A 24448-nucleotide genomic window follows, 5' to 3' on the forward strand; every position below is an offset into this window, starting at 1 on the left:
TCTTGACGGCAGGGTTATTTTGAAGCACGGACGTTGTCAACGACTCCGCGCAAGAGCAGATCAGGGATGAAGCGTACAGGAAAGAAGACCGCGACCGATCGGAATTTCGTCGTCGCGCTTTCCCGCGGACTAGACGTATTGCGCGCATTCCAGCCCAGCGACGGACTTCTCGGCAATCAGGAGATCGCGGCGCGCACCAACCTGCCGAAGCCGACGGTTTCGCGGCTGACCTATACGTTGACCAAGCTCGGTTATCTGACTCCGGTTCCCCGCTTCGAGAAATATCAGCTTGCGCCGGCGGCAATGGCGCTCGGTTACGCGGCATTGGCCAATCTCGGCGTTCGGCATTTGTCCGAGCCGTTCCGCGAGGAAATGATGCGCGCCACCGGCGGCGCGGTCGCCGTCGGCGGCCGCGACCGTCACAGCATGATCTATTTTGGGCAAAGCCGTGGCAGCGAGACCGTCGGCGTTCAACTTGACGTCGGCTCCCGCGTGCCGATTGCAACCAGTGCGATGGGCCGCGCCTATTTCTGGGCGCTCGACGACGAGGACCGCGCCGAAGTGTCCCGCATTTTGCGCGAACATTACGGCAGCCGCTGGCCGAAGATGCGCGATGGACTGGAGCGGTCCGGCGAGACCGTCGCGAAATACGGTTTTGCGATTTCCGTCGGCGACTGGCACGACGATATCGGCGCCGCCGGCGTCGCACTCAAGCTCAACGACGGAACCGGACCTTACGCATTCAATTGCGGCGCCCCCCGCGTTCCGCTTCACGGAAGAGCGTTTGATCAACGACATTGGACCGCGTCTGCTGGCGATGGTAAGGAACATCGAAGCGGCGCTCGGGGGGCTGATGCCGCAATCCAAAAAAGAAGTCAGCAAAAAGCTGAAATCAGGAGGAAAAGTTGCGCGTGTGGCCGAGGGGTTCAGATAGCCATTGTCATAACCGGGAGCGGTTCGCATCGCCCCTTCGCCCACTGAACGGTGTGGGCGAGACGAGATGACGCAGGCACAGCTCGCGCGGGGGACATCGCCCCTGCTCGCGGTTCGCGACGTCAGCGTCGTGTTCGGCGGCATCGTTGCGCTCAACGGCGTGTCCTTCGACATGCATAAGGGCCAGATCCTCGGATTGATCGGTCCCAACGGCGCCGGCAAGACAACGCTCTTCAACTGTCTCTCGCGGCTCTATCAGCCGTCGTCGGGCGACATCCTGATGGAGGGCGTGAGCATCCTGTCGCGTCCGCCGCACCGGATTGCCGAGATCGGCATTGGCCGCACCTTCCAGAACGTGGCGCTGTTTCCGAACCTCTCGGTGATGGACAACGTCCGCGTCGGCACCCATGCCCGCACCTCCAGCGACATCATCAGCGACTCGCTGCGCCTGGCGTGGATCCGCCGCAGCGAGAGCGACGTGAACAAGAAGGTGCACGAGATCCTCGCCTATCTCGACCTCGAGGACGTCGCCCACACCGTCGTCTCCGGCCTGCCCTTCGGCACGCAGAAGCGCGTCGAACTGGCGCGGGCGCTCGCGGCCGACCCGAAGATACTACTGCTCGACGAGCCGGCCGGCGGCCTCAACCACGAGGAAGTCTACGTGCTCGGCGACCTCATCCGCCGCATCCGCGACGACCGCCACATGACCGTGCTCCTGGTCGAGCACCACATGGGTCTCGTGATGTCGATCGCCGATCACGTCGTCGCGCTGAATTTCGGCAAGAAGCTCGCGGAAGGCACGCCCGCCCAGGTGCAGGCGGATCCCGACGTCATCAAGGCCTATCTCGGGAGCAAGGACCAATGACGACACTGCTCAACGTCAAGGACCTGCGCGCCTATTACGGCCAGGTCCAGGCGCTCCACGGCCTGTCCTTCTCGCTCAACGAGGGCTCGCTGACGACGCTGTTAGGTGCCAACGGCGCCGGCAAGACCACCACGCTGCGCGCGATCTGCAACATGGTGCGCTCCACCGGTGCGATCGAATTCGACGGCAAGCCGCTGAACAACCGCTCGACCGAGAACATCGTGCGGTTCGGCATTGCCCATGTGCCGCAGGGCCGCGGCACCTTCACCACCATGACGGTGGAGGAGAACCTCCAGCTCGGCGCCATCACCCGCAAGGACAGCGCCGGGATCGTCTCCGACATCGAGCGCATGTATGCGCATTTCCCGGTGCTCAAGCAGCGGCACACCCAGCAGGCCGGTACGCTCTCCGGCGGCGAGCAGCAGATGCTCGCGGTCGCCCGCGCCCTGATGCTGCGGCCGCGGCTGATGCTGCTGGACGAGCCCTCCTTCGGCCTCGCGCCGCTGGTGGTGCGCGACCTGTTCGGCATCCTCGGCAAGATCAACCGCGAGGACAAGGTGTCGATCCTGGTGGTCGAGCAGAACGCCCAGCTCGCGCTCGAGCTCGCCGACCAGGCCTATGTGATCGAGACCGGACGCATCGTGATGTCGGGCAACGCCAAGGACATCGCGAACAACGAAGAAATCCGCAAATCCTATCTGGGTTACTGAGGAGCCGGCACGATGGAGCTTTTCACCAACCAAGTCCTGGCTGGGATTGCCACCGGCGCGATCTACGCCTGCATGGCGCTGGCGGTGGTCATGATCTACCAGGCGATCGACCATCTCAACTTCGCGCAGGGCGAGATGGCGATGTTCTCGACCTTCATCTCCTGGCAGTTGATGCAGTGGGGCGTCCCCTATTGGGCCGCGTTCGTGATCACGCTGGCATTTTCCTTTGTCGCCGGCATCGCGATCGAGCGCATCCTGTTCAAGCCCTTGGCGAAGGCACCGATCCTGACCAACGTCGCCGGGTTCATCGCCCTGTTCGCGATCATCAACTCGTCGGCCGGCCTGATCTGGGACTTCACCATCAAGCAGTATCCGACCCCGTTCGGCTCCGCGCCGTTCCTGGGCAGCCAGCTGATCTCGACCCACCAGGCCGGCATGGTCGGCGTCACCGTGCTGCTGCTGCTTGGGCTGTATTTCTTCTTCCAGTACACACGGATCGGCCTTGCCATGCGGGCGGCCGCATCGGTGCCTGAATCAGCCCGGCTGGTCGGCATCAACACGAGCTGGATGATCGCCCTCGGCTGGGGCATGGCTACCGCGATCGGCTCGATCGCCGGCATGCTGATCGCTCCGGTCGTGTTCCTCGAGCCCAACATGATGGGCGGCGTGCTGATCTACGGCTTCGCCGCAGCGGTGCTCGGCGGACTGACCAGCCCGTTCGGCGCCGTGGTCGGCGGCTTCCTGGTCGGCATCTTCGAGAACCTCGCCGGAACCTACATCCCCGGCGTAGGCAATGAACTGAAACTCCCGATCGCGCTCGCGCTGATCATCTCCGTCCTGGTCGTCAAACCCGCTGGCCTGTTCGGCCGGCACATCGTCAAGCGAGTTTGATCATGAGCGCAGCAGAAGAAGTCGTCGCCGAGGGCCACGAGGCGGTCGAGGCCGTTCCGAAGCGAGCCATGACGCTGGGCACGGGCACCTCGCTGGTGGTGCTCGCCGCGCTGCTCATCGCCCCCCGTCTTCGTCAAGAACTTCATCATCTTCCAGATGACGATGCTCCTGATCTACGGGCTCGCTGTGCTGGCGCTCAACATCCTGACCGGAGGCTCGGGCCAGTTCTCGCTGGGTCAGAGTGCCTTCTATGCCGTCGGCGCCTATACGACGGCGGTGCTGATGGAGCAGTTCAACGTCAATTACGCGCTGACACTGCCGATTGCCGGGGTGGTCTGCTTCGCCTTCGGCTTCCTGTTCGGGCAGCCCGCGCTGCGGCTCTCCGGCGTTTACCTCGCGCTTGCGACCTTTGCGCTTGCCACCGCGATGCCGCAGCTCCTCAAGCTGAACTTCCTGGAGCACTGGACCGGTGGCGTGCAGGGTCTCGTCGTCACCAAGCCGGACGCGCCGTTCGGGCTGCCGATGTCGCAGGACATGTGGCTCTACTACTTCACCCTCGTCGTGACGCTTGCGATCTACATCTTCTCGGTGAACCTGTTGCGCTCCCGTTCGGGCCGCGCCTTCATGGCGATCCGCGACAACGAGATCGCGGCCTCCGCCATGGGCGTTGATGTCGCGCTGTACAAGACGCTGGCCTTCGGTGTGTCGGCTGCGATCACCGGCATCGCCGGCTCGCTCGGCGCCATCGCGGTGCAGTTCGTCGCGCCCGACAGCTACACCATCACACTCGCGATCTCGCTGTTCCTCGGCATGGTCGTCGGCGGCGTGGGCTGGTTGCCCGGCTCGATCGTCGGTGCCGCCTTCATCATCTTCGTCCCGAACATCGCGGAGGGCATCTCCAAAGGCCTCTCCGGTGCGGTGTTCGGCGTGCTCCTGTTCCTCGTCATCTACCTCGTGCCGCATGGCGCAAGGCAGGTTGCAATCCTGGGCCAGCAACTCGCCGGCAAGCTCCGAAAGAGCTGAAAACTCTCATAAGACTATCGCCAAGACTGTTGTTTAACCAAGGAGACCCAATTGCTTTTCGGAAGAACACTGCGAACCGCCGCGCTCGCGACGGCGGTCGCCACGGTCGCCACCAGTGCTGCCCTCGCCCAGAAGAAGTACGACACCGGCGCGTCGGATACCGAGATCAAGATCGGCAACATCATGCCGTACAGCGGTCCGGCGTCGGCCTATGGCATCATCGGCAAGACCGAAGAAGCCTACTTCAAGATGATCAACGACAAGGGCGGCATCAATGGCCGCAAGATCAACTTCATCACCTATGACGACGCCTATTCGCCGCCGAAGGCCGTCGAGCAGGTCCGCAAGCTCGTCGAGAGCGACGAGGTGCTGGCCGTGTACAATCCGCTCGGCACGGCCTCGAACACCGCGATCCAGAAATACCTGAACGCCAAGAAGATCCCGCACCTCTTCGTCGCCACCGGCGCCACCAAGTGGAACGACCCGAAGAACTTCCCCTGGACCATGGGCTGGCAGCCCTCCTACCAGAGCGAAGCGCAGATCTACGCGAAATGGCTGATGAAGGAAAAGCCGAACGCCAAGATCGCGATCCTCTATCAGAACGACGATTTCGGCAAAGATTACCTCAAGGGCACCAAGGACGGACTCGGTGCCAAGGCCTCGTCCATGATCATCATGGAAGAGAGCTATGAGATCTCCGAGCCCTCGATCGATGGTCATATCGTCAAGATCAAGGCCGCCAATCCCGACGTGCTGCTGATCTATACGACGCCGAAGTTCGCGGCCCAGACCATCAAGAAGACCGCCGAGCTCAACTGGAAGCCGCTCCAGATCCTCACCAACGTGTCGATCTCGGTCGGCAGCGTGATGAAGCCGGCCGGCTTCGAGGCCTCGCAGAACGTGCTTTCGGCGGCCTATGCCAAGGACTCGACGGACCCGCAGTGGAACAACGACCCCGGCATGAAGAAGTGGAACGAGTTCGTCGACAAGTACCTGCCGGGTTCCGACAAGACCGATACCGGCATGGTCTACGGCTATGGAGCAGCATCGACGCTCGCCAAGGTCCTGGAAATGTGCGGTGACGATCTCACCCGTGCCAATCTCATGAAGCAGGCCGCTTCATTGAAGGATTTTGTTCCGGACACCTTGCTGCCCGGCGTCAAGATCAATACCAGCGCCACCGACTTCGCCCCGATTTCCCAGCTCCAGATGCAGCGCTTCAAGGGCGAGAAGTGGGAACTCTTCGGCGAGATCATCAGCGGCGACGTCGCCTCCGAGTGACGCGTTGACGTAATAGTCCAAGGGTAATCCAAGTCGACAAGCCCCCGCGGGTGACCGCGGGGGGCTTTTTGTTGACGTCCGCCGTCAATCTTGTTCAATGCGGCGCCGGTCCAGCCAGGGTGGGAGTACTATGACTGCCGTTCGATTTCAGGTTGCGGCCCTTTCGGCCGCACTCGCGTTGTGCACTGCGATGAGCAGCCCGGCACTGGCGCAAAAGAAATACGACAGCGGCGCTTCAGATACCGAGATCAAGCTCGGCAACATCATGCCCTATAGCGGTCCGGCCTCCGCCTATGCCGTGATCGGCGAGGCAGAGGCAGCCTATTTTAACAAGATCAATGCCGAGGGTGGCATCAACGGCCGCAAGATCAAGTTCCTCTCCTATGACGATGCCTATTCGCCGCCGAAGACCGTGGAGCAGGCGCGGAAGCTGGTCGAGAGCGATGGAGTGCTGCTGATCTTCGGCTCGCTCGGCACCTCCACCAACAGCGCGATCCGCAAATACATGAACGAGAAGAAGGTCCCGCAATTGTTCGTGGCCAGCGGCGCCTCCAAATGGAACGATCCCAAGCAATTTCCCTGGACGATGGGCTGGCAGCCGAACTACGCGAGCGAGGCACGCATCTACGCCAAGTACATCATGAAGGAGAAGCCGGACGCGAAGATCGGCGTGCTCTACCAGAACGATGATTTCGGCAAGGACTACCTGAAGGGGCTGAAGGACGGCCTCGGCGCCAAGGCCTCGATGATCGTGCTGGAGGAAAGCTACGATACCTCGGAGCCGGCCATCGACGATCACGTCGTGAAGCTGAAGGCCGCGGGCGCCGACGTCTTCATCAGCATCACCACGCCGAAATTCGCCGCGCAGGCAATCAAGAAGGCCGCCGAGATCAACTGGCATCCGGTCCGCATCATCTCAAACGTCTCGGCCTCGGTCGGCGGCGTGATCGAACCGGCGGGCTTCGAGATCTCGCAAGGAATCCTGTCGGCCACCTACATCAAGGACGCCTCGGACCCGCAATGGAACGCCGATGACGGCATGAAGAAGTTCTACAACTTCATCGCGCAATACAATCCCAAGGCCAACAAGCTCGATGCCGGCGTGGCGTTCGGCTATGCGGCGGCACAGACCATGGTGAAGGTGCTGCAGATGTGCGGCGACGACCTCACCCGCGAGAACGTGATGAAGCAAGCCGCCAGCATGAAGGATTTCGCGCCCGACTTGCTGCTGCCTGGCATCACCATCAACACCGCGCCGGACAATTTCGCCCCGATCGAGCAGCTCCAGATGATGCGGTTCAAGGGCAGGCAATGGGAGCTGTTCGGCGACATCATCTCGAGCGATCTGAACCACTAGGATCCTTCCGCGTCTCGCAATCAGAAATCGATGCGAGCGATGGCGTCAACCTTCGCTGACCCATCCTGCAGCAGCGCCAATCTCGTGGTCCGGCAAGGAATTCATCGCCGCCTGAAAGGGTTGCTGCAAGGCAAGAACTGAACTCGCTGCGGCGGCATGGCCGTCACCCATGGCTTCGTCAAGCCTGACAATGGGGTCCCGGCGCCTTCGGTCTCGCTCAGCCCCATTCGACTAAAGGCGGGTTCTCGGTATCGCCTTCTCGCGGGCGCGTTGCTTGCTGGCGATCCGGGAAGAGCATTGAATGTGCGAGGAGCCGCAAAGAGCTCCCAATCAGCAAAAGCGACACATTCAACCGAATCAAGGGAGACCAACATGCATTCCATCCACGTGCGGGCGGCAGCATTTTCGGCGGCTCTCCTGCTGGCTGCCACCGTGTCTACGGCAGCGCTTGCGCAGAAGAAATACGACCCCGGCGCAACCGATACCGAAATCAAGATCGGCAACATCATGCCGTACAGCGGACCGGCTTCCTCCTACAGCGTGATCGGCAAGACGGAAGCGGCCTACTTCAACAAGATCAACGCGGAAGGCGGCATCAACGGCCGCAAGATCAATTTCATCTCCAACGACGACGGCTACTCACCGCCGAAGACCGTCGAGCAGGCGCGCAAGCTGGTCGAGAGCGATGAAGTCCTGCTCATCTTCAACTCGCTCGGCACGCCGCCGAACTCGGCGATCCAAAAATACATGAACACCAAGAAGGTACCGCAACTCTTCGTGGCGACCGGCGCCACCAAGTGGAACGATCCCAAGGATTTCCCGTGGACCATGGGCTGGCAGCCGAGCTACCAGAGCGAGACGCAGATCTACGCGAAATACATCCTGAAGAACACGCCGAACGCCAAGATCGCCGTGCTCTACCAGAACGATGACTACGGGAAAGACTATCTGAAGGGCCTGAAGGACGGGCTGGGCTCCAAGGCCGCCTCGATGATCGTCGCGGAAGAGAGCTACGAGACGACCGAGCCGACCATCGACTCCCACATCGTCAACCTGAAAGCATCCGGCGCCGACGTGTTCGTCGATATCTCGATTCCGAAGTTCGCGGCCCAGGCGATCAAGAAGGCCGCGGAAATCGGGTGGAAGCCGGCTCACTTCCTCAACAGCGTCAGTTCGTCGATCAGCGCCACGATCCACCCGGCAGGGTTCGATAACGCGCAAGGCATCATCTCGTCTGCCTATCTGAAGGACCCGACGGATCCGCAATGGAAGGATGATCCGGATATCAAGGCCTGGAATGCATTCCTCGACAAATATTATCCCGAGGCCAACCGCAGCGATGCCTTCGTGATCTATGGCTACGCCGTCGCGCAAACCATGGTTCACGTGCTCAAGCAGTGCGGCGACGACCTGACGCGTGCGAACGTCATGAAGCAGGCGGCAAGCGTGCAAGACTACGTGGTTGCGGGCCTGTTGCCCGGGGTGAAGATCAATACCAGCCCGACGGACTTTGCCCCGATTTCGCAGTTGCAACTCCAGCGGCTCAAGGGCAACACCTGGGAGCTGTTCGGCGACGTGATCAGCGGCGACGTCGGTGGTTAACGGCGCCTTCGGCAGAGTGGCAAAGGCCCCCGCGACCACCGCCGCGCGGGCATAAACCTACTAAAGAAGCAGCCCCCGCGACTTGGTCGCAGGGGCTTTTTCTTGAAGCAGCCAGACAAATCGTATTGAATTGCGCGGGCGTCGCCAAAAACAATCAAGACAAGAAAAGGAAACGCAGACACACACCAAGAAAACAGGGAGATAGGAATGCCCGCTGTCACCGGCAAGCTTGCGGCCGCGTCACTGGCGCTCGCGCTCATTGCAGCCTCGACCTCCACTGCCTCAGCCCAGAAGAAATACGATACCGGCGCGACCGACGCCGAGATCAAGATCGGCAACATCATGCCCTACAGCGGACCGGCTTCCGCCTACGGCATCATCGGGCGGACCGAAGCCGCCTATTTCAAGAAGATCAACGACGAAGGCGGCATCAACGGCCGCAAGATCAACTTCGTTTCCTATGACGACGCCTACTCGCCGCCGAAGGCCGTGGAGCAGGCGCGCAAGCTGGTCGAGAGCGACGAAGTGCTTTTCATCTTCAACTCGCTCGGCACGCCGTCGAACTCGGCGATCCACAAATACATGAACACGAAGAAGGTGCCGCAGCTCTTCGTCGCGACCGGCGCCACCAAGTGGAACGATCCGCAGAACTTCCCGTGGACCATGGGCTGGCAGCCCAACTATCAGAGCGAGACGCAGATCTACGCGAAGTGGCTGCTCAAGAACAAGCCGGACGCCAAGATCGCCGTGCTCTATCAGAACGACGATTACGGCAAGGACTATCTCAAGGGACTGAAGGACGGCCTTGGCTCGAAGGCCGCCTCGATGATCGTCATGGAGGAGAGCTACGAGACCTCCGAGCCGACCATCGACAGCCACATCGTCAAGCTGAGGTCGACGGGCGCTGATGTCTTCATGAACATCACGACGCCGAAATTCGCGGCGCAGGCGATCAAGAAAGTCGCGGAGATCGGCTGGAAGCCGCTGCACTTCCTCAACAACGTCTCGGCCTCCGTCGGCAGCGTCATGAAGCCCGCGGGCTTCGAGAACGGGCAGGACATCGTCTCGGCCGACTATCTCAAGGACGTGTCGGATCCGGAATGGAGCAACGATCCCGGCATGAAGCAGTTTCTCGCCTTCATGGACAAGTACTTCCCGGAAGGTGACAAGCTCGACAAGGGCACCATCGTTGGCTTCGCCGTGGCGCAGACGCTGGTCCAGGTGCTGAAGCAATGCGGCGATAATCTCACGCGCGAGAACGTCATGAAGCAGGCCGCCAGCCTGAAGGACTTCCGCACCGAAGCGCTGCTGCCCGGCATCCAGATCAACACCGGGCCGAACGACTTTGCGCCTATCAGCCAGCTCCGGCTTGAGAAGTTCAAGGGCGAGCGCTGGGAACTGTTCGGCGACGTGATCAGCGCCGACGCCGGCGGCTAGCCGCCCGAAATAGCGAGGACGAAAGCCCCCTGCGGAGCTTGCGCAGGGGGCTTTTGCTTGCGCGCCGATCATGATTACGCGATTGCATAATCGAATGATGGTAAAGCCCGCTTACGCTTTGGCGCATGATGCGGTAGGCAGATAAACGGCGGTTTCATCGCCGCCGCTTCGCCCTGCCCGAGATTCTGCCCAAGAGTTTAACGAAGGCCTCCGTCATGACCGACCGACGTCCCCTGCTCCGCGCGCTCTACGACGCCGCCGTTGCCGCCGCCCATCCCAATGTGGTGCTGGCGCCGCATCTGCGGCCCGCCCCCAGGGGACGCGTGATCTGCCTCGCCGCCGGCAAGGGCGCGGGCGCAATGGCGGCGGCTGCGGAGCGGCATTATCTCGACACGCTAAAGCTCGCGCCGGAGCGGCTGGTCGGCATCGCCACCACCCGCCACGGCTACGGCGTGCCGACGCGCCGCATCCGCGTGGTCGAGGCCGGCCATCCCGTGCCGGATGAAGCCGGCTTGAGGGGCGCGGCCGACACGCTCGCGCTCGCAGGCGAGGCCGGCCCCGACGATCTTCTCCTGGTGCTGCTCACCGGCGGCGGCTCGGCGAACTGGATCGCGCCCGTGGAGGGCGTCAGCTTCGCGCAGAAGCAGGCGGTCAACAAGGCGCTGCTGCGCTCGGGCGCGCCGATCGGCGAGATGAACATCGTCAGAAAACATCTGTCGCGGATCAAAGGCGGGCGTCTGGCGCGCGCCGGCAGGAACGCCGCCGAGATCGTGACGCTCGCGATCTCCGACGTGCCGCATGACGATCCTTCCGCGATCGCCTCCGGTCCCACCGTGCCCGATCCGACCACGCTTGCGGACGCGCGTGCCATCGTCGCCAAGTACAGGCTCGACATCGATGATGCCGTGAGGCGCGCGCTCGACGATCCCGCCAACGAGAGCTGCAAGCCGGGCGATGCCGCCTTTGCGCGCGCGCATTTCGAACTGATCGCGCGTCCCAAGCAATCGCTCGACGCCGCGGTGAAGCTCGCCAAGGACGCCGGCTACGAGACGATCGATCTCGGCGCCGATCTCGAGGGCGAGGCCCGCGAGGTCGCTGCCGATCACGCCAGGCTGGCGCTCGAGGCGCGCGCGCAAGGCAGGCGCGTCGCAATCCTCTCCGGCGGCGAGCTCACGGTCACCGTGCGCGGCAATGGCCGCGGCGGGCCGAACCAGGAATACGCGCTGGCGCTCGCCGGCCTGTTGAAGGACACGGCAGGCATCGCCGCCCTTGCCGGCGACACCGACGGCGCCGACGGCGGCGCCGGCAACCCCACCGACCCCGCCGGCGCGCTGATCGACGCGGCAACGTTCGCGAAGATGAAGGCGCAGGGGCTTCAGCCGCAGGCCTATCTCGACAACAACGACGCGTCCGCCTTCTTTGAGGCAACGGGAGACTTGCTGCTGCCGGGCCCGACGCTGACGAACGTGAACGACATCAGGGTAATTTTGGTGGATTAGGGCGACGGGCTCTCCCTCGTCATTGCGAGCGAAGCGAAGCAATCCAGACTGCGTTCGCGGATAGAGTCTGGATTGCTTCGTCGCTTCAGTGCAAAATTGCTTCGCAATTTTGTCACGAGCTCCTCGCAATGACGGGATGTGTGGGCTCACCCCTTCCTGCTGACGTGCTCCAGCAGCGCGAGCAGGCCCTTCAACAAGTCCGTCGGCGACGGCGGGCAGCCGTTGATGTGCAAATCCACCGGAACGGTCTCGGATACGCCACCGACGCAGGCGTAGCTGCCTCTGAAAATGCCGCCATCGATCGCGCATCCGCCAACCGCGACGACCCATTTCGGAGAGGGCGTCGCGTTGTACGTCCGCTCCAGCGCCTGTCGCATGTTCTTCGTCACGGGACCCGTGACCAGCAGCACGTCGGCATGGCGCGGCGAGGCGACGAAGCGCAGGCCGAAACGTTCGATGTCGTAGAAGGCGTTGGACAGCGCGTGGATCTCCAGCTCGCAGCCGTTGCAGGACCCGGCATCGACCTCGCGAATGGCAAGAGAACGCCCAAGCCTGGCCTGGGCGGCGCGGTTGACTTTCGTTGCAAGCTCCGCCAGCGCAGAAACGTCCGGCGCCGGCGCGGGCTCCGTCAGCGAACCGTGGGTGAGGCTTTCGAGCAGGGTCTTGCGCATGGCTTAGAGGTCCGCGCCAGAATAGGAACAGTTGAACGACTTATTGCAGAGCGGGAAGTCGGCAATGATGTTGCCCTCGATCGCGGTTTCCAGCAGCGGCCACTGGAACCACGACGCATCGCGCAGGTGGCAGCGTTCGACGCGCAACTCGCCATCGAGCCGCAGCCACACCAGAACGTCGCCGCGGAAGGTCTCGGTGAGCGCCATGCCTTCACAGGCACCGCGGCCGATCCTGGGAGGCAGCGCAGTTTCGAGCCCTCCCGGCCCAAGTTGATGGAGGATCTGCTCGATCAACTCGACGCTCTGCTCGACCTCGCGGATCCGGATCCAGACCCGCGCGTTCACGTCACCGGCCTGCAGTACCGGCACCTCGAACGACAACGAATCGTAAGGCGCATAGGCAATCGCCCGCCGCGCATCAAAATCGCGGCCCGAGGCGCGGCCGACATAACCGCCGGCGCCAAACTGGCGCGCATACTCCGCCTTCACGATGCCCGTGGTGACGGTGCGGTCCTGCAAGGACGCCGTGTTGTCATAGAGCTCGATCAAGCGCGGAAAGACCTTTCGTAGCTCCGCGAGCAGCGCGCGTAGCGCGGAAACGCCGTCCGGCGCGATGCCTCGCGTCACACCACCGGGCACGATGACGTCCATCATCAGGCGATGGCCGAACGCGACATTCGCAGCGCGCAAACAGCGCTCACGCAAAATGCCGGTCTGGGCATGCATCAGCGCGAACGAAGCGTCGTTGCAGATGGCGCCGATGTCGCCCAAATGATTGGCGAGCCGCTCTAGCTCCGCCATCAGCGCTCGCAAAAGGGTCGCTTGCCTCGGAACCTCGATCTGCAGCGCCGATTCCACGGCACAAGCAAAGGCGAAGGCATAGGCGACGGCGCTGTCGCCGGAGGTGCGGTTGGCGAGCTTTGCCGCAGCCTCGAGGCTCGCGCCCTGCATCAGCGACTCGATGCCCTTGTGGGTGTAGCCGAGCCACTGCTCCAGCCGCACCACATGCTCGCCATTGGCGGTGAAGCGGAAATGGCCGGGCTCGATGATCCCGGCATGGACCGGGCCGACCGCCACCTGGTGCAACGCCTCGCCCTCGGCCGGCAGGAACTGGTATGGCCGCACGTCGCGCGATGCGTTGCGGCCGGAGAGCGGATAGGGTTTGCCCCAGGCATAGTGATCGAGCCATGGCCGCAGATCGTCAGCGACGGCAGGAACAAGCCCGAACAGATCATGGATGGTCCGCTCCAGCCGAAGCGCCGGCGGATGACGGCTGGCGACGCTTGGAAATGTGCCGGCCCCACACTCGTAGGTGACGACCGCGATCTCGGCCGAGACTCCATCGAGCATCGCCATATGCACCGCGGTCGGCTCGCCCCAGAAGCCAAGCAGTGTGAGGCCTCCCTCGACCAGTCGTTCGATCGCCGCCTGCCAGCCCGCCTCCGTCACGACCGCGCGCGGCCAGGGCCGGTGCGGCATCTCCGCAGTGACATGGGGGATGCTGTCGAGGATGCCCATCGCTTACCCCAGGAGCTTCGCGACGTTCTGGAAGCTGGTGACCAGCACCGGCGGCAGATAGATGCCGGCCATCAGCACCAATCCGAGGTGCGTGAACATCGGCACGTAGGAGGCTTCCGCGGGCGCGGTCTTGCCCTTGGGCTCGCCGAACATCACCGGGCCGATCCGCAAGAACAGCCCGCCGAGCGCGATGATGATGCCGAGCACCAGGATCACCGTCAGCCAGGGCGCGCGGGCGAAGGTCGAGCTCACTACTAGAAACTCGCTCATGAAGATGCCGAGCGGCGGCAGCCCGACGATGGCGACGACGCCGAGCATCAGGCCCCAGCCGAGCGCGGGGTTGGTCGCCGTGAGCCCACCGATATCGGCGATCTTCTGTGTGCCCTTGACCTGTGCGATATGGCCCACCGCGAAGAAGATTGCCGACTTGGTCAGCGAATGCATGGTCATGTGCAACAGCCCTGCGAAATTCGCGAGCGGCCCGCCCATGCCGAAGGCGAAGACGATGATGCCCATATGCTCGATCGAGGAATAGGCGAACATCCGTTTGATGTCGCGGCGCCGGTACAGCATCAGCGCGGCGAAGATCACCGAGATCAGGCCCATGGTCACCATCAGCGGACCCGGCGTGATCGCCGCCGAGTTGACCGCGAGCATCATCTTGAAGCGCAGGAGCGCATAGAGCGCGACATTGAGCAACAGGCCGGACAGCACCGCCGAGATCGGCGTCGGGCCCTCGGCATGCGCATCCGGCAGCCAGGCGTGCAGCGGTGCGAGGCCGACCTTGGTGCCGTAGCCGAGCAGGAGGAAGACGAAGGCGACGTTGAGCAACGCCGGGTCGAACTGTGCGGCGTGCTTCACCAGCACCGTCCACACCATGCCGTCCATCCCCTCGCCCACCACGGGGCGCGCCGCCATATAGACCAGGATCGTGCCGAACAGCGCGAGCGCGATGCCGACGCTACCGAGGATGAAATATTTCCAGGCGGCTTCCAGCGCCTCATGGGTGCGGTAGATGCCGACCATCAGCACGGTCGTCAGCGTCGCCATCTCGACCGCGACCCACATCAGGCCGATATTGTTGGCGATGAGCGCGAGGTTCATCGCGAACATCAGTATCTGGTACATCGCATGATAGAAGCGCAGGAAGGCCGGCGTCAGCCGCCCGATCTCGATCTCGTGGTGGATGTAGCTCGCGCTGAACACCGATGTCGTGAAGCCGACGAAGGTCGTCAGCACGATGAAGACCTTGTTGAGGTCGTCAAGCAGCAGATATTGCCCCGACGTCGGCTCGATCACGAACAGCAACAGCGAGGTGAGGAAGGTCGCGAGCGCCGCAACGACGTTGAGCTTCGCCGTCAGCAGGTAGCCGGGCAGGATCGCGAGCAGCGTGGCCGAGATGGCCGGGATCAGCAGGATCGCACCGAGCGCATCGATCGTCATCGCCGCTCTCCCCTGAAGCGATCGAGTGCCTGCACGTCCACGCTGTCAAAACGCTCGCGGATGCGGAACAGGAAGATGCCGATCACGATGAAGGCGATCAGCACCGAGAAGGCGACGCTGATCTCGACCACCAGCGGCATGCCCTTGGCTCCGGTTGCCGCCAGCACCAACCCGTTCTCCAGCGACATGAAGCCGACGACTTGGCTCACGGCGTTGCGTCGCGTCACCATGATCAGGAGCCCGAGCAGCACCACCGACAGCGCGAAGGCAAGGTCTTCACGCGCCAGCGCGTCGGCGCCCGGGGTCACGCGCAGCATCACCACCATCGACAACGCGACGAGGCCGATGCCGGCCATCATGGTCAGCCCGATGCCGATCACGTTCTCGATCTCGCGGTGGATGCCGAGCCGCTTGATGATCCGGTGCAGCGCCACCGGGATGATGATGGCCTTGAAGACCAGTGCGATCAGCGCCGTCACGTAGAGATGTGGCGCGTGCTGCACATAGGCCTGCCAGGCGACCGACAGCGCCAGCACGCCGGCGTGCAGCGCATAGACGTTCAGGAGCGCATAGAGCCGGTCCTGGTAGAGCATCATGAAACTCGCCAGCACGAGGGAGCCGGCGAGCAGATGGGCGATGTCGAATTGCAGGCTGCTCATCGCTAGAGGCTCCCGGACACGAAGCGCAACAGGGTGGCAAGCAGCGCCAACATCAGCGCCGCGCCGAGGAACTCGGGGATCCTGAATACCCGCATCTTGGCGATCGACGTCTCGAAGAGGGCGAGCAGGAAGCCGAGGACCGCGAGCTTGCCGAGATAGAGCAGCGCACCGAGGCCCAACCTCGCAACGCTTGCATCCGCTGTCGCCGTGCCCCAGGGCAGGAACACGCAGGCGATCAGTGAAACATAGAGCAGGAGCTTGAGCTGCGACGACAGGTCGACCAGCGCGAGATGCCGCCCCGAATATTCCAGTACCATGGCCTCGTGCACCATGGTGAGTTCGAGATGGGTGGCCGGATTGTCGACGGGGATGCGGGCATTCTCCGCCAGCGCCACGATGGTCAGCGCGACGAAGGCCATGCCAAGCGACACGCGCAGGCCGACCGCGTCCGATCCCATGAATTCGGCGACGTAGGAGAGCTGGGTCGAGCCCGCGATCATCGCGACGGAGAAGACGGTGATCAGCATCGCAGGCTCGGCGAGCGAGGCGATCATCACCTCGCGACTGGAGCCGATGCCGCCGAAGGCGGTGCCGACGTCCATGCCGGCGAGCGCCTGGAAGAAACGCGCGCTGCCGAGCAGTGCGATGATGGCGATGAGGTCGGCGGTCCAGGAGAACAAGAGCCCGTTGCCGAAGGTCGGCACCAGCGAGGCCGCGACCCAGGTGCCTGCGAACATCAGATAGGGAATGACGCGGAACAGCCAGGAGGCGTTATCCGCCAGCACGACGTCCTTGCGCATCAGGCGGATGAGATCGCGATAGGGCTGCAAGAGCGGCGGACCGCGCCGGCGCAACAGCCGCGCCTTCACCTTGCGGACGAAGCCGGTGAGCAATGGCGCAAGCAGCAGCACGAGGCTCATCTGGACGCCTTGCGAGAGGATGTCGCGAAGCGCGGTCATAGCGCCACCACCAAGAGCAGCACGATCAACGCGGCGAAGACGAGCGTCAGATAGCGGCGGATGGTGAGGAACTGCAGCATATTGATGCGCTCGGTCGCGACGCCGATCACCTTGGCGATCGGCGCGTAGAGCGCATCCCAGATCAGGTCGCGCATGTCGACGGTGAGCCGGGCCGGCGCGGGCGACAAGGGCTGCGGCATCTCGCCGATCTCGTGCGCAGCGAAGATCACGCTGCCGAACACGCGGCGGATCGGCTGCGAGAAGCTGGAGGCGGAGTACTGGATCGCGGGGTTCGGATCCGGATAGCCGCAATCCCAGGCCGGTGCGCGACGCAAGCGATCGGACGCCAGGCGATGAATGGCGGAGGATGCGGCCATGCCGCTGAGCGCCGCGAACAGAAACACCAAGAGGCCGTTATAGGAGCTGCGACTCTCCGCGATCGGCACGATAGTCATCCACTCCAGTCCGGTCTGGTGCGGCATGACGTTGCCGACCATGGCCTTGCTCACCGGCGCAAGCGCGTCGATGAAGAGGCCGGGCAGGATGCCGGCGACGAGGCAGAGAGCGGCTAGCGCGAACATCGCGGAGAGCGAGAAGCGATCCGTCTCGTGCGCGGACGCTGCGACATCCGAACGGGGACGGCCGAGGAAGCTGATGCCGTAGAGTTTGACGAAACACGCCGCGGCGAAGGCAGCGGCGAGCGCCAGCAGTCCGCCCACCGCCGGGATGATCAGCTTCAATCCCCAGTTCGGCAGTTGCGGTGAGAGCAGGATGGCCTGAAAGGTCAGCCATTCCGAAACGAAGCCGTTGAACGGCGGCAATGCCGAGATCGCGACGCAGCCGACCAGCACTGCGAACGCCGTCTTCGGCATGCGATGGATCAGCCCGCCGAGCTTCTCCATGTCGCGCTCGCCGGTGACTTCCAGCACCGCGCCAGCGCCGAAGAACAACAGGCTCTTGAACAGCGCGTGATTGAAGACGTGCAGCAGCGCCGCAGTGAAGGCGAGCGCGGCCACCCAATCGAGCCCCTGCGCCTTGAAGGCGAGCGCCAGCCCGAGGCCGGTGAAGATGATGCCGATATTCTCGATGGTCGAATAAGCGAGCACGCGCTTGATGTCGCGCTGCATGAGCGCATAGAGCACACCCAGCGTCGCGGTCGGCCCGCCGACCAAGAGCACCACAATGCTCCACCACCACACCGGTTCGGGCAGAAGATCAAAGACGATACGCACGAAGCCGTAGACGGCGACCTTGGTCATGACGCCGCTCATGAGGCCGGAGACGTGGCTGGGCGCGGCGGGATGGGCAAGCGGCAGCCAAGCGTGCAGCGGCACCAGGCCAGCCTTGGAGCCGGCGCCCAGCAGCGTGAGGATCACCACCATGCCGGTCAGCGCAGCGGAAGGATGCGAGGCTCGGATCGCATCGAAATCGTAACCGGCGCCGCTCGCGAGCAGGCCGAAGGCGAGCAGCAGCGCCAGCGTGCCGAAACTTGCCATCAGAAGATAGACATAGCCGGCGCGGACATTCCCGTCCTCCCGGTGATGCGACACCACCATCGCCCAGGAGGTCACCGACATGAATTCCCAGGCGACCAGGAAGCTGAAGGCATCGTTTGCCAGCACGACGACGTTCATCCCTGCGAGATAGGCAGGATAGAACGGCAGCACGCGGCCGGGGGAGTCCTCGTGCTGGCCGTAGCCGAGCGCGAACAGGCTCGCAGCGGCGCCGCCGAGATTGACGACGACGAGGAAGAAGGCGGACAGTGCATCGAGCCGGAAATGGGCACCGAGCCAAGGCAGGCCGATCGGCAGTGTCGCGGTCGGCGTCAGATGGGGGAAATAGAGCAGATCGGACAGCGCCGTGACACATAGCGTCGATGTGGCGATCAGGCATCCGCCATAAAGGATGGTCGAGCCGCGCGGGCGCGTCGACAGCACGACTCCCGCAGGCGCCAGCGCCAGCAGAGCCGCCACCGACCATAGCGCCACGGCGATCATGGCCGCTCCTCGATCATGATTTGCGCGCGCGTCGCCATCGCTATTGGCCGCCTGCGCTCGGGGGTGGAGACTTCAGCCGCACACCGCGGCCCCCGGAGCTCGACGCCGCCCCCTCGGCGATCAGCTCGATGCCGGCAACCGACAGCGCCTCGACCAGCTTCACCAGGGAATCGACATTGCCGCGGATCACCCCTTCGGAGGCCTCCATGCGCTGGATCGTTGGCAGCGACAGCGAACAGCGCTGCGCGAGTTCGCGCTGGTCAATCCTGAGCAAGGCACGGGCGGCTCGAAGCTGCGCGGCGGTGATCACGGGGCGAATGTCCGTGGCAGTTACAGTGATTGATTTACCAAGCTTAGGGCGCGCGAAATGACGTTTCAAGCATCGTTTTCTATATGCGACGCATCATTCCGTTCGACGTCCTCGGAACTCACGCCCTCGCACTCCGCCATCAGGCTCGTCGGCGCGAGCTTCCGGGCTCGCGCTCGCGCGCACCTAAGAATGACTGTCCTCAAAACTCGTTGGCGATCTTCGAGAGCATCTCGATCAGGGCTTCGCGGTTGGCCTGCCCGAGCAGATCGTTCAGCCGCGCCTCGTGCTTGGTGGCGACGAGCTTCTTGGCACGGGCCAGCACGGCCTTGCCCTTGTCGGTCAGCACCAGGATGTGCGAGCGGCGGTCGTTGGTGGAGCGGATCCGCGCGCAAAGGTCTCGGCTCTCGAGATTGTCGAGCATGGCCACGAAGTTCGGGCGCAGGATGCCGAGCGTCGAAGCGACCTCGGTCTGGTTGCGGCCCGGATTCTTCTCGACCAGCAGCAGCACGGAGAACTGTGCGGGCGTGAGCTGGAGCGAGGCCATGCAGCGCAGAAAGTTCTCGAACACCTTGAGCTGCGCCCGCTTCAGCACGTAACCGAGCTGTTCCGAGAGCTCGCCGAGCTGAAGCGCCTCAGGCTGCGCCTCCGTCGCGTCCTTGCGGCCCTTGGCCGCGTCGCCGGGCTTTTCGGAGGACTTTTCAGCGGCTTTGGAAACGGTCATCGCCTCGTGCTCGTAATCCCGCTAAGCTCGGGATGGGTCGCCCATCACCCTTGAGATTATATTTGATAATTGTTATTGACCATATCAAATATCGTCAGCGTTTTTCAATGGCTGTGAGCGGACCGTCCACCGCAACCGCGGAGACCGGCCCGGATCTTTGAGGGGAGCGTCCGGTCTTGAACACCACCATCATGCTGTTCCTGCTGCAGGACGGCATCACCAATGGCGCGATCTACGCGTTGCTCGGCCTGGCGCTGGTGCTGGTGTTCGCCGTCACCCGCGTGATCCTCATCCCCCAGGGCGAATTCGTCACCTATGGCGCGCTGACCTATGCCTCGCTGGCCGCGGGCCAGATGCCGGGGACGGCAAAACTCGCCCTCGCCCTCGGCATCGGCGCCTTCGCGTTCGACCTGTTCGTGGCGCGCAAGGCGATGCACACACGGCTGATCGTGCGCAGCTTCCTCACCAACATCGTGCTGCCGGCCATCGTACTGGCGCTGACCATTTACTTCGCCGCCCAGAAGCCGCCGGTGGCGATCTGCATCGCGCTGTCGCTGGTGATCGTCGCGATGATCGGCCTGTATCTCTACCGCATCGCGTTCCAGCCGCTGGCGCACACCTCCGTGCTGGTGCTGCTGATCGCCTCGGTCGGCGTCCACCTCGCGCTCCAGGGACTGGGCCTCTTGTTCTTCGGCGCCGAAGGCCAGCGCGGACCGGCCGTGCTGTCCACCGCCTTCACCGCGGGCTCGCTGCGCTTCACCGGCCAGAGCATCACGGTCTACGCCATCACGATCGCCTTCATCGTCGGGCTCTGGCTGTTCTTCGGGCTGACGCTCTACGGCAAGGCGCTGCGTGCGACCGCCGTGAACCGGCTCGGCGCGCGGCTGGCCGGCATCCGCACCACGTTGTCGGGGCAGATCGCGTTCCTGCTGGCGTCCGTCATCGGCGCGCTGTCGGGCATCATGATCGTGCCGATCACGACGCTCTACTATGACTCCGGCTTCCTGATCGGCCTGAAGGGTTTTGTCGCTGCTATCATCGGCGGACTCGTCAGCTACCCCTTAACCGCCGTCGCGGCGCTCGTCGTAGGCATCGTCGAGGCGTTCTCGTCCTTCTATGCCTCCAATTACAAGGAGGTCATCGTTTTCATGCTCTTGATCCCCGTGCTGCTGCTGCGCTCGCTCGCCGCGCCCGCGGTCGAGGAAGAGAAGGACTGACGCGCGATGCAGAGCCGGCTTCCCATCCTCATCTTCGCGCTTCTGATGGCAGCGATCCCGTTCGTACCGGGCGTGCCGCCGTTCTGGATCGTGCTGCTCGACAATATCGGCCTCGCGGCTCTCGTCGCGATGGGCCTCGTGCTGCTCACCGGCGTCGGCGGGCTGACCTCTTTTGGACAGGCAGCTTTCGTCGGCTTCGGCGCCTATACCACCGCGGTGCTGTCGACGGCCTACGGCCTGTCGCCCTGGCTGACGCTGCCGCTGTCGCTCGCGGTCAGCGGCCTGTTCGCGGTGCTGCTCGGCCTGATCACCGTCCGCCTCTCCGGCCATTATCTGCCGCTCGGCACGCTCGCCTGGGGGCTCGGCCTGTTCTACCTCTTCAGCAAGCTGGAATTTTTGGGGAGAAACGACGGCATCTCGGCGATCCCGCCGCTGTCGATCGGCTCGTTCAAGATGCTCTCGCCCGGCTCGATCTATTACGCGATCTGGGTCGCCGTGCTCGTCTCGGCCCTGCTCACGATGAACCTGCTGGATTCCCGCACCGGCCGCGCCATCCGCGCGCTCCGGCGCGGCCATGTCGCGGCCGAGGCGTTCGGCGTGCACACGCCGCGCGCAAAGCTCCTGGTGTTCATCCATGCCGCGGTGCTCGCCGGCCTCTCCGGCTGGCTCTACGCGCATCTTCAGCGCGCGGTGACCCCGACGCCGTTCGGCGCGCACGCCGGCATCGAATATCTCTTCATCGCGGTGGTCGGCGGCGCCGGCTATGTCTGGGGCGGCGTGCTGGGCGCGGCGATCGTCGTGATCCTCAAGGAGGTGCTGCAAAGCTACCTGCCGCTGATCCTGCCCGGCTCCGGCCAGGTCGAGACCATCGTGTTCGGCATCATGCTGGTGGCGCTGTTGCAGCTCGCGCCCGGCGGCGTCTGGCCATGGCTGATGTCGTTCCTGCCCGAGCGCACCAGTGGCAAGAAGCCGGACACCTCGCTGAAGCTGGAGCAGCGCAGCCGCCCGGCAGGCCAGTCCGGCGTGCTGCTCCAGGTGGAGAAGGCGCGAAAGCAGTTCGGCGGCGTGGTTGCGGTCAACAACGTCTCCTTCGACGTCCAGGCCCGCGAGATCGTCGCGCTGATCGGGCCGAACGGCGCCGGCAAGAGCACGACGTTCAACCTCATCACCGGCGTGCTGTCGGCGACCTCAGGCTCGATCTCGGTGCTCGGGAAGAAGGTCGACAAGGCGCCGCCGCAGGAGATCGTCAAGCTCGGCATCTCGCGCACCTTCCAGCACGTCAAGCTCGTGCCTGACATGACCGTGCTGGAGAATGTCGCGATCGGCGCGCATCTGCGCGGCCATTCGGGGCCGCTCGCCTCGATGCTGCGGCTCGACCGCACTGATGAGGCCAAGCTGCTCGCCGAGGCCGCCCGCCAGATCGAGCGCGTCGGCCTCGCCGACCAGATGCATCAGCTCGCAGGCAGTCTCTCGCTCGGCCAGCAGCGCATCGTCGAGATCGCGCGCGCCCTGTGCGTCGACCCGACGCTGCTGCTGCTCGACGAGCCGGCCGCGGGCCTGCGCCACATGGAGAAGCAGCGGCTCGCGACGCTTTTGCGTGAGCTGCGCGACGGCGGCATGAGCGTGCTGCTGGTCGAGCACGACATGGGCTTTGTGATGAACCTCGCTGACCGCATCGTAGTGCTCGATTTCGGCACCAAGATCGCGGAGGGTACGCCGGCCACGATCAAGACCAATCCCGAAGTGATCAAGGCCTATCTCGGAGTGGCGGCATGAGCGCGCTGTTATCCGTCACCGACGCCCACGTCGCCTACGGCAAGGTCGAGGCGGTGCGCTCGGTTTCGCTCGAGATCGGCCAAAACGAGATCGTCACCATCGTCGGCGCCAACGGCGCAGGCAAGACCACGCTGCTCTCTGCCATCATGGGCATTTTGCCGCTGAAAGGCCGCGTCGCTTTTGCCGGCCAGGATCTCGCGCGGCTCGACATCGAGGATCGCGTCGCGATGGGGCTCGGGCTCGTGCCGGAGCACCGCGAGCTGTTCGTGACCATGAATGTCGAGGACAATCTCGAGCTTGGTGCCTTCCGCATCGAGAGGAGCAAGGCGAAAGCCTCGATGGAGCGCGTCTACACGCTGTTTCCGCGGCTGAAGGAGCGACGCAAGCAGCTCGCCGGCACACTCTCCGGCGGCGAGCAGCAGATGCTCGCGATGGGCCGCGCGCTGATGGGCGAGCCGAAATTGCTGATGCTGGACGAGCCCAGTCTCGGCCTCGCCCCCATCATCGTCGCCGACATTTTCCGGATCATCACCGAACTGCGCGCCAGCGGCGTCTCCGTGCTGCTGGTCGAGCAGAATGCGCAGGCCGCGCTGAAGATCGCGGACCAGGCCTACGTGATGGAACTCGGCGAGTTCGTGCTGAGCGGCAAGGCCAGTGACATCGCGGCCAACGAACGGGTCGCGGCAAGCTATCTTGGTTTCCAGCACGAAGGCACTGGTGTATTGTAGGTTGCCGCGCAGGCCGGCCTCCCGTCCAGAAAGTTCGTAGGTAACTGCGCGCAGAGCGGCGACACACGACAAAGATAGTACCGTCCTCGACCGGTCGCCCTTGGGATTTTGCCAAGTTTTCGGCCGGGTTCCGTCAGACAAGTGTTGCGCCGGCGTGGCGCCGGTGATCGTGCGATTGACCAGACCAACAGTCCTCTCGTCGGAGGTCATGGCTCATGAGTCCCGTCACAATTGCGCTGATCGTGCTTCTGGGCGTCGTGCTGCTGTTCGCCCTCTGGCTCATGGGCATCTACAACGGACTGGTGGTCGCCGCGAACCGCTTCAAGAACGCCTTCGCCCAGATCGACGTGCAACTCAAACGCCGCTACGAGCTGATTCCGAACCTGGTAGAAGCCGTCAAGGGCTACATGGCCCACGAGCGGGAGACGCTCGACGCCGTCATCAAGGCCCGCAACACCGCGATGGCGGCCGAGCAGAAAGTTGCCGCCAACCCCAGCGACCCGGCGGCCGTGAGGGAGCATAACCAGGCCGAGGCCCAGCTGGGCGGCATCCTGGGCCGGCTCTTTGCCCTGTCCGAGGCGTACCCGGACCTCAAGGCCAACCAGAACATGCTCGCCCTGCAGGAGGAGCTGAGCTCGACCGAGAACAAGATCGCCTTCGCCCGGCAAGCGTTCAACGACGCCGCCGCCACCTACAACATCCGGCGCGAGGTCTTCCCGGCCAACACGGTGGCCGGCGTGTTCGGCTTCAAGGAGGCGGCGCTGCTCGAAGCCCCAGAGACCGAGCGCTCAGCGCCCAAGGTGTCGTTCTAACCCGGAACGTCCGCCGTTCCGATGCGTCCCGTGCTTCCG

The 24448-nt window shown here is 63.8% G+C and carries 20 protein-coding genes and 2 pseudogenes; 14 read left to right on the top strand and 8 right to left on the bottom strand.

Annotation, left to right across the window (positions count from 1 at the left end; genetic code table 11):
- The first annotated feature begins 66 nt into the window (after positions 1-66).
- From AC630_RS00800 to AC630_RS00845, 10 genes and pseudogenes are all read left to right on the top strand, one after another.
- Positions 67-934: pseudogene (locus tag AC630_RS00800) on the top strand (IclR family transcriptional regulator).
- A gap of 66 nt (positions 935-1000) precedes the next feature.
- The gene (locus AC630_RS00805) at positions 1001-1798 is read left to right on the top strand and encodes an ABC transporter ATP-binding protein (protein WP_074116609.1); all 798 of its coding nucleotides are present in this window, start codon (positions 1001-1003) and stop codon (positions 1796-1798) included.
- A complete protein-coding gene (locus tag AC630_RS00810) occupies positions 1795-2508 on the top strand; it encodes an ABC transporter ATP-binding protein (protein WP_074116610.1) in 714 nt (237 codons plus the stop codon). Before AC630_RS00805 ends, AC630_RS00810 begins: the two co-directional genes overlap by 4 nt.
- 12 nt (positions 2509-2520) lie before the next feature.
- Positions 2521-3399, top strand: coding sequence for a branched-chain amino acid ABC transporter permease (locus tag AC630_RS00815; RefSeq protein WP_074116611.1), 879 nt, complete (start codon positions 2521-2523; stop codon positions 3397-3399).
- A 2-nt stretch (positions 3400-3401) separates the two neighbouring features.
- Positions 3402-4422, top strand: a pseudogene (locus tag AC630_RS00820) (branched-chain amino acid ABC transporter permease).
- A gap of 51 nt (positions 4423-4473) precedes the next feature.
- The gene (locus AC630_RS00825; RefSeq protein WP_074116612.1) at positions 4474-5703 is read left to right on the top strand and encodes an ABC transporter substrate-binding protein; all 1230 of its coding nucleotides are present in this window, start codon (positions 4474-4476) and stop codon (positions 5701-5703) included.
- 130 nt (positions 5704-5833) lie between these two features.
- On the top strand, positions 5834-7060 hold the full coding sequence (locus tag AC630_RS00830) for an ABC transporter substrate-binding protein (protein WP_074116613.1): 1227 nt from the start codon (positions 5834-5836) through the stop codon (positions 7058-7060).
- A 372-nt stretch (positions 7061-7432) separates the two neighbouring features.
- Positions 7433-8662, top strand: a complete 1230-nt coding sequence (locus tag AC630_RS00835) for an ABC transporter substrate-binding protein (protein ID WP_074116614.1) — start codon at positions 7433-7435, stop codon at positions 8660-8662.
- A gap of 207 nt (positions 8663-8869) precedes the next feature.
- Positions 8870-10099: an ABC transporter substrate-binding protein gene (locus AC630_RS00840; RefSeq protein ID WP_074116615.1), complete on the top strand. Its 1230-nt coding sequence runs from the start codon at positions 8870-8872 to the stop codon at positions 10097-10099.
- A gap of 215 nt (positions 10100-10314) precedes the next feature.
- Positions 10315-11598, top strand: a complete 1284-nt coding sequence (locus AC630_RS00845; RefSeq protein ID WP_074116616.1) for a glycerate kinase type-2 family protein — start codon at positions 10315-10317, stop codon at positions 11596-11598.
- Between the two features lie 146 nt (positions 11599-11744).
- On the opposite strand, the gene AC630_RS00850 is transcribed toward AC630_RS00845, so the two are convergent.
- The 8 genes from AC630_RS00850 to AC630_RS00885 form a co-directional block, all read right to left on the bottom strand.
- On the bottom strand, positions 11745-12269 hold the full coding sequence (locus AC630_RS00850) for an NADH-quinone oxidoreductase subunit B family protein (RefSeq protein ID WP_074116617.1): 525 nt from the start codon (positions 12267-12269) through the stop codon (positions 11745-11747).
- A gap of 3 nt (positions 12270-12272) precedes the next feature.
- Positions 12273-13787, bottom strand: coding sequence for a hydrogenase large subunit (locus tag AC630_RS00855; RefSeq protein ID WP_074116618.1), 1515 nt, complete (start codon positions 13785-13787; stop codon positions 12273-12275).
- A gap of 3 nt (positions 13788-13790) precedes the next feature.
- Positions 13791-15230 carry a hydrogenase 4 subunit F gene (locus AC630_RS00860; protein ID WP_074116619.1) on the bottom strand — a complete coding sequence of 480 codons (1440 nt, stop codon included), beginning with the start codon at positions 15228-15230 and terminating at the stop codon, positions 13791-13793.
- The gene (locus tag AC630_RS00865; protein WP_074116620.1) at positions 15227-15889 is read right to left on the bottom strand and encodes a hydrogenase-4 component E; all 663 of its coding nucleotides are present in this window, start codon (positions 15887-15889) and stop codon (positions 15227-15229) included. The genes AC630_RS00860 and AC630_RS00865 overlap by 4 nt, the downstream gene beginning before the upstream one ends.
- Before the next feature lie 2 nt (positions 15890-15891).
- Positions 15892-16848, bottom strand: a complete 957-nt coding sequence (locus AC630_RS00870; RefSeq protein ID WP_074116621.1) for a respiratory chain complex I subunit 1 family protein — start codon at positions 16846-16848, stop codon at positions 15892-15894.
- Positions 16845-18845 (bottom strand): hydrogenase 4 subunit B, encoded by a 2001-nt coding sequence (hyfB, locus tag AC630_RS00875; RefSeq protein ID WP_074116622.1) that lies wholly within the window; start codon positions 18843-18845, stop codon positions 16845-16847. Before hyfB ends, AC630_RS00870 begins: the two co-directional genes overlap by 4 nt.
- Before the next feature lie 40 nt (positions 18846-18885).
- A complete protein-coding gene (locus tag AC630_RS00880; RefSeq protein ID WP_074116623.1) occupies positions 18886-19155 on the bottom strand; it encodes a helix-turn-helix domain-containing protein in 270 nt (89 codons plus the stop codon).
- Between the two features lie 199 nt (positions 19156-19354).
- A complete protein-coding gene (locus AC630_RS00885; protein ID WP_074116624.1) occupies positions 19355-19876 on the bottom strand; it encodes a MarR family winged helix-turn-helix transcriptional regulator in 522 nt (173 codons plus the stop codon).
- A gap of 176 nt (positions 19877-20052) precedes the next feature.
- Between AC630_RS00885 and AC630_RS00890 the strand changes: the two genes are divergently transcribed.
- The 4 genes from AC630_RS00890 (at position 20053) to AC630_RS00905 (ending at position 24409) form a co-directional block, all read left to right on the top strand.
- Positions 20053-21093, top strand: coding sequence for a branched-chain amino acid ABC transporter permease (locus tag AC630_RS00890; RefSeq protein ID WP_074116625.1), 1041 nt, complete (start codon positions 20053-20055; stop codon positions 21091-21093).
- Positions 21094-21099: 6 nt separating this feature from the next.
- On the top strand, positions 21100-22869 hold the full coding sequence (locus tag AC630_RS00895; RefSeq protein ID WP_074116626.1) for a branched-chain amino acid ABC transporter ATP-binding protein/permease: 1770 nt from the start codon (positions 21100-21102) through the stop codon (positions 22867-22869).
- Positions 22866-23597 (top strand): ABC transporter ATP-binding protein, encoded by a 732-nt coding sequence (locus AC630_RS00900; RefSeq protein ID WP_074116627.1) that lies wholly within the window; start codon positions 22866-22868, stop codon positions 23595-23597. Before AC630_RS00895 ends, AC630_RS00900 begins: the two co-directional genes overlap by 4 nt.
- Before the next feature lie 215 nt (positions 23598-23812).
- Positions 23813-24409, top strand: a complete 597-nt coding sequence (locus AC630_RS00905; protein ID WP_074116628.1) for a LemA family protein — start codon at positions 23813-23815, stop codon at positions 24407-24409.
- The last annotated feature ends 39 nt before the right edge of the window (positions 24410-24448 follow it).

Source organism: Bradyrhizobium sp. AS23.2, assembly GCF_001908185.1.
Taxonomy (GTDB): Bacteria; Pseudomonadota; Alphaproteobacteria; order Rhizobiales; family Xanthobacteraceae; genus Bradyrhizobium.

Excerpts from the sequence above, each read along its gene's own strand:
- AC630_RS00805 (WP_074116609.1), top strand. The coding sequence starts at position 1,001 with ATGACGCAGGCACAGCTCGCGCGGGGGACATCGCCCCTGCTCGCGGTT.
- AC630_RS00810 (WP_074116610.1), top strand. The coding sequence starts at position 1,795 with ATGACGACACTGCTCAACGTCAAGGACCTGCGCGCCTATTACGGCCAG.
- AC630_RS00815 (WP_074116611.1), top strand. The coding sequence starts at position 2,521 with ATGGAGCTTTTCACCAACCAAGTCCTGGCTGGGATTGCCACCGGCGCG.
- AC630_RS00830 (WP_074116613.1), top strand. The coding sequence starts at position 5,834 with ATGACTGCCGTTCGATTTCAGGTTGCGGCCCTTTCGGCCGCACTCGCG.
- AC630_RS00835 (WP_074116614.1), top strand. The coding sequence starts at position 7,433 with ATGCATTCCATCCACGTGCGGGCGGCAGCATTTTCGGCGGCTCTCCTG.
- AC630_RS00840 (WP_074116615.1), top strand. The coding sequence starts at position 8,870 with ATGCCCGCTGTCACCGGCAAGCTTGCGGCCGCGTCACTGGCGCTCGCG.
- AC630_RS00845 (WP_074116616.1), top strand. The coding sequence starts at position 10,315 with ATGACCGACCGACGTCCCCTGCTCCGCGCGCTCTACGACGCCGCCGTT.
- AC630_RS00850 (WP_074116617.1), bottom strand. The coding sequence starts at position 12,269 with ATGCGCAAGACCCTGCTCGAAAGCCTCACCCACGGTTCGCTGACGGAG.
- AC630_RS00855 (WP_074116618.1), bottom strand. The coding sequence starts at position 13,787 with ATGGGCATCCTCGACAGCATCCCCCATGTCACTGCGGAGATGCCGCAC.
- AC630_RS00860 (WP_074116619.1), bottom strand. The coding sequence starts at position 15,230 with ATGACGATCGATGCGCTCGGTGCGATCCTGCTGATCCCGGCCATCTCG.
- AC630_RS00865 (WP_074116620.1), bottom strand. The coding sequence starts at position 15,889 with ATGAGCAGCCTGCAATTCGACATCGCCCATCTGCTCGCCGGCTCCCTC.
- AC630_RS00870 (WP_074116621.1), bottom strand. The coding sequence starts at position 16,848 with ATGACCGCGCTTCGCGACATCCTCTCGCAAGGCGTCCAGATGAGCCTC.
- hyfB (WP_074116622.1), bottom strand. The coding sequence starts at position 18,845 with ATGATCGCCGTGGCGCTATGGTCGGTGGCGGCTCTGCTGGCGCTGGCG.
- AC630_RS00885 (WP_074116624.1), bottom strand. The coding sequence starts at position 19,876 with ATGACCGTTTCCAAAGCCGCTGAAAAGTCCTCCGAAAAGCCCGGCGAC.
- AC630_RS00895 (WP_074116626.1), top strand. The coding sequence starts at position 21,100 with ATGCAGAGCCGGCTTCCCATCCTCATCTTCGCGCTTCTGATGGCAGCG.
- AC630_RS00900 (WP_074116627.1), top strand. The coding sequence starts at position 22,866 with ATGAGCGCGCTGTTATCCGTCACCGACGCCCACGTCGCCTACGGCAAG.
- AC630_RS00905 (WP_074116628.1), top strand. The coding sequence starts at position 23,813 with ATGAGTCCCGTCACAATTGCGCTGATCGTGCTTCTGGGCGTCGTGCTG.